This window comes from Edaphocola aurantiacus, from assembly GCF_019797745.1.
Lineage (GTDB): Bacteria > Bacteroidota > Bacteroidia > Chitinophagales > Chitinophagaceae > Edaphocola > Edaphocola aurantiacus.
In genome coordinates, this window is sequence record NZ_VOSI01000002.1 from 943,664 (window position 1) to 950,526 (window position 6,863).

The 6,863-nt window shown below is 43.7% G+C and carries 3 protein-coding genes; all 3 read left to right on the plus strand.

What is annotated here, in order from left to right:
- The first annotated feature begins 51 nt into the window (after positions 1 to 51).
- The 3 genes from FTD44_RS08640 to FTD44_RS08650 all read left to right on the plus strand — a co-directional run bounded on the left by FTD44_RS08640 (position 52) and on the right by FTD44_RS08650 (position 6,256).
- A complete protein-coding gene (locus FTD44_RS08640; protein WP_222166055.1) occupies positions 52 to 3,219 on the plus strand; it encodes a TonB-dependent receptor in 3,168 nt (1,055 codons plus the stop codon).
- 92 nt (positions 3,220 to 3,311) lie between these two features.
- The gene (locus FTD44_RS08645; RefSeq protein ID WP_222166056.1) at positions 3,312 to 4,889 is read left to right on the plus strand and encodes a calcineurin-like phosphoesterase C-terminal domain-containing protein; all 1,578 of its coding nucleotides are present in this window, start codon (positions 3,312 to 3,314) and stop codon (positions 4,887 to 4,889) included.
- 14 nt (positions 4,890 to 4,903) lie between these two features.
- Positions 4,904 to 6,256 (plus strand): alkaline phosphatase family protein, encoded by a 1,353-nt coding sequence (locus FTD44_RS08650; protein WP_222166057.1) that lies wholly within the window; start codon positions 4,904 to 4,906, stop codon positions 6,254 to 6,256.
- Positions 6,257 to 6,863 lie beyond the last annotated feature (607 nt).

The following is a 6,863-nucleotide window of genomic DNA, read 5'->3' on the forward strand; positions in this document are numbered from 1 at the left end:
CCAATCCCGCATACTTCACTAACTATATAAACTTTTAAATTTTAACAGTCAATGATCGAAAGATTTACAAAAGCATCAGTGTTGCTGGCAGCAGCGACACTGACAGCCACCACTATGGTATATGCCCAGGGTAATGAGGCTATCGTATCTGGTGTCGTAAAGGATGAAAACAAAGGAACGGTTATAGGGGCGCAGGTAGTAGTGAAGAATGAATCGACCGGTTTTACCGCATCTACCGTAACCAACGAGAGCGGTAAATACATCTTCAAGCAATTGCCCCTTGGAGATAACTACACCATTACGGTTTCTGTAATGGGTCAGGGCGAACAAAAGAAAACGGGCTATGTCCTGAACCAGGGCGATCAGCTGGTGGTGAACTTTGACATGCAGACTACCTCCTCAGAACTGAAAGAGGTTGCTGTTGTTGCGAATTCACTGAGAAAATCGATCAACACTTTAGGCGCTTCTACTTCAGTATCTGCAAAGGACCTGACACAGCTGCCGGTAAATGGCCGTAACTTCAACTCCCTTATCGATCTGTCTCCGCTGAGTAGCGGAAGCAGTCTGGGTGGTCAGTTGGCGTCTTCTACCAACTACACTATTGATGGGATGAATGCAAGAGGTACCATCGCAGGTGGTTCCACTTCCGGAGCATATTCTATCTCCATGGAAGCGATCCGTGAGTTTAAAATCATTACCAATGAATATGATGTAACCAACGGTCGTGCCGGTGGTGGTACAATCAGTACAGTGACCAAATCCGGTACAAATACCATGCACGGTAGCGTATTCGGTTATGGAAGAACAGACTGGCTGTCCAGCCCTTACGATATCCGCGGTAATAAAAGAGTAAATGACTTCTCTACGTATCAGTATGGTTTCTCCCTGGGTGGACCGATTCTCAAAGATCGCGCACACTTCTTCATCGTATGGGACAGACAGCAGGATGCCCGTCCGCTGAACATTGCGAATATCCGTACCTCGTCCGATGTAGCAGCATTCAATGTAACACAACAGACGCTGGATAATTATATGGACATCGCCCGCTCCAAATACGGCGTATCCGACAATCCACAATTCGGCTCTTTCGATAAGCGTAAGACTACAGATGCGGTATTTGCCCGTGTAGACTGGCAGATCAACTCCCGCAACCTGCTTACCTTCCGTAACAATTTTGTATACGAGTTCGATAACCAGTCAGAAGGTGATAACTCCGGTATCAACCTGTTTGAATCTTACATCAACCGTAAGAGAGTAGATAACAGTTTAATGGCTTCATTACGTACACAGGTAAATCCTAAAGTGACGAATGAGCTGAAAGCACAATACTTCATTCAGCAGGAAGATGTACTGACGAATGATAAAGAATTACCGGTAGCGAATATTCCGCGTGGAATTGTGGAGAATGTAGAATCTATCGACGAGAACGGTAAAAAATACTTTAACTCTATCCAGCTCGGCGGTCAGCGCTTTGCGCCGGAGTGGTTTAAAGGAAGTACGGTGCAACTGGTAGATAATGTATACTATAATACAGAAAAAGTAAAATATACCTTCGGTATTGACCTGATGTATTATCGCATGAATTCCCGTTATGGTAGTGAAATGAACGGTCGTTTCTACTTTACCGGTATGGATAATTTCAATAACATGACACCTTACCGTTATGCCCGTGAAATCTATCTGAACGAAGATCAGGCCAACCAGGTACATCAGTTGACCTCTGGTGCATATGCACAGCTGGAAACCCGCCTGGCAAAAGGCCTGGACTTCATGGCTGGCGTGCGTCTGGATAATACACAATACCTGAATGGTGCCAATTATAATGAGGTTGCCGACAGAACATTAGGCATCCGTACCGATCAGAAAATCAATACCCTGCAGGTACAGCCACGTATCCAGTTTACCTGGGATGTAAATGAGAAGCGTAAAGACATCGTTCGTTTCGGTGCCGGTATCTTCGGTTCCGCGCTGAACCCGTACTCCATGATCAACAACATGCTGTTTGACGGTACAAAAGTTGCTTCTGTAGACATTACCGGAAGCCTGGTGCCGACACCTGATTTTCCTGGATACAGAAACAATCCTGCAACCGCTCCGGGTACCGATCTGTTCAATATTCCGGGTGTAGAAAAACTGATCACCATCAATGCCAACAGCAAGGATGTAAAAGTACCTACGCTGTATAAAACAAACCTTTCTTATAACCACTTCTTCAGCGATAAATTACGCGTAGGTGTTACAGCATATGCGAGCTGGGCACGTAATAACTATATGTATGTAGACCGCAATATGGTCGACAATCCATACTTCACTATCGAAGAAGAAGCCAACAGAGGTGTATATGTACCGGCAAGCACCATCAACCCTTCAAACGGTGCTACCAACTGGGTAAATGGTCGTAAGACTACAGAACTGGGACGCGTACTGGAGCTGGTAAGCGATGGTAAAAAAGATCAGTATGCAGTAGTATTAGACGCGACATGGCGCTACTGGAGAGATGGTCAGCTGACGGCTTCTTATACCTGGAATGATTCTAAAGACAATACCTCTTACAACGGTAACGTAGCCAATACGGCAACCCTGGATCTGATGGTCGGTTCCGATCCGCGTGATCTGTCTAAAATGACTTATTCAAATAACCAGTTCCGTCACAAAGCAGTATTCTACGCTTCTACACCAAGTATTAAAGGATTCTCTGCAGGTATCCGTTTCTCCGGTATCGGTGGTACCCGCTACTCCCTTGCGGTGAGTGGTAATATGAATGGTGATTTCGTTTCTTCTAATGACCTCGCTTACGTTTATGACCCTAATAGTCCGTCTACGCCTCAGTATCTGAAAGATGGTATCAATGCGATACTGAACAATCCGGATGCAGAACAGTCCGTAAAAGATTATATCCGTAAAAGCTTTGGTCAGATTGCAGAACGTAATGGTGGTATCAATGGCTTCTATGGAGTATTTGACCTGAGAGTGGCCAAGCGTTTCAACATTAATCGTCAGCATGGTATCGAATTAACCTTGGACATCTTTAACGTAGCCAATATGTTGAATAAGGACTGGGCAGTAAAAAGAGATCTGGGTAAACAGAATATCTACACGATCAAAAACTTCAACCCGACCGCACAGAACTATACTTACAATGTGCGCACAACAACAGGCGTATCCAGCTATAGCGGAACTCCGTTCCAGTGCCAGTTAGGTCTTAGATATAGCTTCTAAACTGGATCGAATAGTACACGATAAATTTTATTCTCAAGGCATACCCGAATCCCGGATTGCGGGTATGCCTTTTTTAAATTAATGATCATAAGATGAAATTGCATTCACTCCTTTATACAGTAAGTGCGATGCTGTTGAGCAGCGCCGCGATTGCCCAGCATACGACCGTTTCCGGCTTTGTTTTTGAAGATAAGAACAATAACGGCACTAAAGAATCCACTGAAAAAGGCCTGGCAAATGTTGCCGTATCAAATGGTAAAGATGTCGTATTGACTGATGCCAAAGGACAGTACAGCCTTAATATAGCTAATGACAATATTATTTTTGTCATTAAGCCAACCGGATATAAAGTGCCGCTGGATGAGTATAATCTTCCTAAAAGCTATGCACTGCATAAGCCGCAGGGCACACCGGCTCATTTTAAATTCAAAGGTGCACAGCAAAGTATAGATGCGCAACGCAGTCTGGACTTCGGTTTGGTGGCACAGAAAGAGGCAAATGATTTTGCAGTATACGTTTTCGGAGATCCGCAGCCTTATACAATGGAGGAGATCCAGTATTTCGATAAAGCGATTATCCAGGAAGCGAAGAGCAATAATAGAATTGCATTCGGAATCAGTATGGGTGACCTGGTAGGAGATAACCTTGATCTGCACACACCATATAAAGAGGTCATCAAGAAAATGGACATGCCCTGGTATAATGTTATGGGCAACCATGATATGAACTACGATGCAACAGCCGATTCTTTGTCAGATGAGACATTCGAGAAAAACTTTGGTCCGGCCAACTATGCATTCAACTATGGCAATGCCCACTTCATTGTGCTGGATGATATTTTATATCCCGATCCCAGAGATGGTAAAGGCTACTGGGGCGGTTTCAGACCAGATCAGCTGGCTTTTATCAAAAATGACCTGCAGCATGTATCTAAAGACAAGCTGATTGTATTGAATTTCCATATTCCTTTACTGATTACCGGAGAGGATGAGTTTATTCATCAGGATCGTCAGGCCCTGTTCGATCTGCTGGAAGGTTATGAGAATGTACTGGCGATATCCGCACATACCCATCTGCAAAGACATAATTTCTATTCCATCACGGATGGCTGGAGAAACAGGAAGCCTTTGCATGAATATAATGTGGGTACCACATCCGGCGACTGGTATTCCGGCAGAATAAATGAACAAGGAGTGCCCGCTTCTACAATGAGAGATGGAACGCCTAAAGGATATGCCGTAATGCAGGTAAAGAACAATACCTATACACTGGATTACAAAGTAGCCGGAGCGCCTCAGGATTATCAGATCAATATCTATGCCCCGAAAGTACTGGCAAAAGATAAGCGTACCTCAGCATCAATATTCGCCAACTTCTTTATGGGAACTGCAACTGACAAGGTGTACTGCAGAATCGATAACGGAGACTGGAAACCGATGAAATATGTTGTGGATGTAGACCCTTCCTTCCAGGCCATTAATATGCAGTATGATCAGTCACCGGTACTGCTGGATGGCAGAAGACCAAGTGTGCCGGAAGCTTCAACCCATTTATGGATGGTGAATATACCTACCAAACTCATAGCAGGGGAACATACTATTGAAGTAAAGGCAACCGACATGTTCGGTAAAACATACACTCAAAAGAGCACTTATAAAATCGTTGAATAAAAAATATTAAATTCATGAACAAGATATTCGGATTGCTGACCGCCTGCTTATTCGGCGCTACGGCATTACAGGCAGCAGATAACAATCACGTCATCCTTATTTCAATTGACGGACTGCGTCCAGAGTTTTACAAAGAAGCTTCGTGGCCTACCACCCACATCCGTCAGGCATTAAAGCAGGGCAGTTATGCCGATGGGGTTACCGGTGTATTTCCTACTGTAACCTATCCTTCCCATACTGCAATGATTACCGGAGTGAAACCATTAAAGCATGGTATATATTATAATACACCTCCGGAACCATTAGGTGTTACCGGCAAATGGAATTGGTTTTATGATAGTATCCGTGTACCCACCTTATTCACAGCTGCCAAAGCACAGGGGCTGAGCACCGCTTCTTTCTTCTGGCCGGTTTCTGTTGGCATGCCTGCAGATTATACCGTTCCGGAGTATTGGTATCTGCCAAAAGCCAAAGGAGAAAAAAGAGATATGAAACATGCCCTTTCCGACATGGCCTATCCAAAAGGCTTCTTTCAGGAATTAGAGGACAATGCTATTGGCAAAGTAGATGAGATCGACTTCGATGGCGATTTCCTGAGTATGGATGACCTGACTACAAAAATGGCCTGTTATACCATCAGAAAGTATAAACCAAACTTTCTGACCCTGCATTTGGTTACTGTAGATCACTTCCAGCATGAGCAAGGCCGTAACGGAGATAAGGTACAGGCATCTCTGGCTGCGGTTGACCATGCCATTATGCAGTTGATGGAGGCCGTTGAAAAAGCAGGCATCAAAGAACACACAACATTTATCATTACCGGTGATCATGGCTTTGTGGATATTCATACATCAATCAATCCGAATGTATGGCTGGCACAGGCAGGTTTATATGATCCTAAGCACCCGGAGAACTGGAAAGCATATTTTCACGCTTCCGGAGCATCTGCTTTCTTATTGCTGAAAGATAAGAAAGACACTAAAACCCTGAAGATGGTAAATGAGCTTCTGGCTAAGCTGCCGGAGGATCAGAAAAAGCTGTTTGCCATAAAAGATCGTACCAACCTGGATCAGGTAGGGGCAAGCGGAGAATCATTCTTAGCCTTAGCACCTGTAAAGGGCTATACTTTTGGTAACAGTGCAGAAGGAGATGTCCTGAAAAAAGCGAAAGGCGGTACGCATGGTTTCTATCCTGATTTTAAAGAAATCCAGACCGGCTTTATGGCCTTTGGATATGGCATCAGACCAGGAGTAGTGATTCCGGAAATGAGCCTTACAGATGTTGCACCGATCATCGCTAAGTTATTACATATTCCTTTCCCATCTGCGGAAGGTAAGATACCGGCTAATTTGCTCATTGTGGAATAAGAGTAATTAGCTGTGGCTGTTATCTTGCATACTTATATAACAGCGCTAAGCGGGCAGGATTTAACTCCTGTCCGCTTATTTTATATCCACTTCCGTCCCTTTTCCTGCTTCTTTACTTATATTTTAAAGAATATGTGTGGTCTGTAATGCTTGCTGGTATTGATTTATGATAAAAGTTAATCAGGTGTATTTGGGTTAAAGGAGCAAAAAGATTTGTTTAGGATTTTAAATGGTTCTATCTTTGCACTCCCTTACGGAAACGGGGGTTGCTCTTAATATTGGATGGGAAGTGAGACTGGGATTGGCTTTGAGGTGTTTTTGGAGGTTCGGAAACGGGCTGAAGGGAATAAAAAAAACTTCAAAAAAGATTTGGTTGTTTTAAAAAGGTTATCTACCTTTGCACTCCCAACGAAACGGCGGTCGGCGCACGAAAGGAGTTCGAGTCTCTGAGTTTAGCAAGAGGTAACGAAAGTGTTACTGAAGATATTTGAAATAAGGAACAGCAGTAGGATCAGATGTAATATCTGATTTGAAGGTAAGAAAAGCGTATACAAAATTAAAAAACGATCCGAACATTTTCGAGAGAGAATAGTCGTGATCAAATATC

Bases quoted from the DNA above. Each gene is read 5' to 3' on its own strand.
- FTD44_RS08640 (WP_222166055.1), top strand. From the start codon at position 52: ATGATCGAAAGATTTACAAAAGCATCAGTGTTGCTGGCAGCAGCGACA.
- FTD44_RS08645 (WP_222166056.1), top strand. From the start codon at position 3,312: ATGAAATTGCATTCACTCCTTTATACAGTAAGTGCGATGCTGTTGAGC.
- FTD44_RS08650 (WP_222166057.1), top strand. From the start codon at position 4,904: ATGAACAAGATATTCGGATTGCTGACCGCCTGCTTATTCGGCGCTACG.